The 1702-nt window shown below is 53.7% G+C and carries 4 protein-coding genes; 1 reads left to right on the top strand and 3 read right to left on the bottom strand.

Going from position 1 to position 1702, the window contains the following annotated elements; genetic code table 11:
- The 3 genes from AC2VNM_RS02210 to AC2VNM_RS02200 form a co-directional block, all read right to left on the bottom strand.
- Window positions 1-534 (bottom strand): Uma2 family endonuclease (locus AC2VNM_RS02210; protein WP_486912778.1); only part of this gene is annotated, 534 nt, incomplete at its 3' end.
- 59 nt (window positions 535-593) lie between these two features.
- On the bottom strand, window positions 594-1028 hold the full coding sequence (locus tag AC2VNM_RS02205) for a DUF2442 domain-containing protein (RefSeq protein WP_215887589.1): 435 nt from the start codon (window positions 1026-1028) through the stop codon (window positions 594-596).
- Window positions 1003-1263, bottom strand: a complete 261-nt coding sequence (locus tag AC2VNM_RS02200) for a DUF4160 domain-containing protein (RefSeq protein ID WP_010638686.1) — start codon at window positions 1261-1263, stop codon at window positions 1003-1005. The genes AC2VNM_RS02205 and AC2VNM_RS02200 overlap by 26 nt, the downstream gene beginning before the upstream one ends.
- 115 nt (window positions 1264-1378) lie before the next feature.
- On the opposite strand from AC2VNM_RS02200, the gene AC2VNM_RS02195 reads away from it, so the two are divergent.
- Window positions 1379-1612, top strand: coding sequence for a type II toxin-antitoxin system Phd/YefM family antitoxin (locus AC2VNM_RS02195; protein WP_486912777.1), 234 nt, complete (start codon window positions 1379-1381; stop codon window positions 1610-1612).
- Window positions 1613-1702 lie beyond the last annotated feature (90 nt).

Raw genomic sequence — 1702 nt, 5'->3', positions numbered from 1 at the left:
ACGCTCGGCATCCTGGTAGATATCATCGATGGTCACCTCCATATCCAGACATTGCAGATGGATACTGCCTTCGACAAGCTTTTCATGCTGCCAGCCTTCTGACCTGCGGCGATATAGATCAGCCTGACGACAGTCCTGAGCGAGCAGCAGGTATTCGTGCAGGCTGGGCAGTCCGCCGGTATAGGCATAGAGTTTTTCGCGCCGGTCGATGCGTTCGGTGCTTTCAGAAAGTACTTCGATAATCAGGCAGGGGCGGGTGCTGAAGTAAGTTTCCCGATCGTTGGGATCACAGCTGAGTATCAGGTCGGGGTAATAAAAGCTCTCCTCTCCGGCCTGCTGGATACGCACTTTCATGTCATTGGTGAAAAGTTGGCAGCCTTGCTGCCGTGCTTTGGGACCCAACAAGAGGGTGAGGGAGGTGACTATCAGCGCGTGACGGCGACTGGCACCGACCATGGCATAGACCATGCCATCAATATATTCGTGCCGGAACTCACCGTCCTGCTCGCCGGCTAGATATTCATCAACGCTCATCTTGTTAGACAGAATGCGTCCTTGTGTCTTGTGGGCCTCTCTCTGCCTAACATGAGACATTACGATACAGCCTTCTTTTCTGTGGATGGTGGACGCCCGCCAAGCCGTCCGTTTCTTCGTGCCGCTGCTGCCTTGGCGGGGCTTTTTGATACGCCTCCCTTCTGCCCAAGGCTGCGCATCCATGCCGATGTACCGAGAACGCCCCGCGCCAATGCAGGGACGTACAGATCAGCGTCCAATCGCGGGAAGTGTAGTCCAAGGCCACGTCCCTGAATGACGATCTCTGCCATATCTGCGGGGGTGGCATTCTCTATGCCTTGAATCAATGCTGGTGGGATGTGTAGACCAACGCCGTTGTTCAGCTCTATCACGATCTTTCCCGTAGGTTGGTCATAGTAGGCGGACTCCGCCAGTGGGCCAGCAGCAAGCGTCTCCTGTCCACGCTGATTTGCAGCGTCCCAGTCGCGCTCAAGAATTTTGTCTATCTGGTCCATGGTACCTCTCCCACTCTCCACAGAATAATGCCAATCGGGATATGCTTTCTTCCAGAATGTGACGTATCTCCGTCCTGGAAAAGCCAGTGCTCTCCCGTAGCTCCGGTGGCCCTTTCGGGCAATGCAATATGAATACTGCCTTACCATCCCCTTTTACCACGTGCACATGAGCAGGACGATGATCGTTGAGGTAGATCACTACCCGCGCTGCGTCTATGTGATCGATGGTGGGCATAATCTCGTTATCCTAGGCGGGCTTTGGTTTATATACAAGGCATCACCCCCAAAATTGTTGATCTTGATGTTTAGGTCCTTTATTTTGGCCATAAATATAGCCATCTTGGGAGAAAATGATGGGAACTTATACGCTGGCGCATACAAAAACGCATCTGAGTGAAATTCTTCATCAGGTCGAAAATGGTGAGACGGTTATCATTACGCGTCATGGGCGTCCTGTGGCGCGCGTTGAGTGTGTGGAGAATGGCACGAGCGCGCTCCCGTTCGAAAGACTTGCGGCATTTCGCGCAGAAATGCCGCGATGGCGTAAACGGAGTGCGGATCTTTTGCAAGAGTTGCGGGATTGACGCCCCTGCGGGGAGGTTCTAGCATCGCAGGCATGCTGATACAGGTAAATGGTGTGCCCCGTGAGGTGCCGGAGCAAATGACGGTGCTGG

This window comes from Acidithiobacillus sp. TH-A67 (assembly GCF_057473545.1).
The sequence above is the reverse complement of the archived record's forward strand: the minus strand, read 5'-3'. Positions and strand labels throughout refer to the sequence as shown.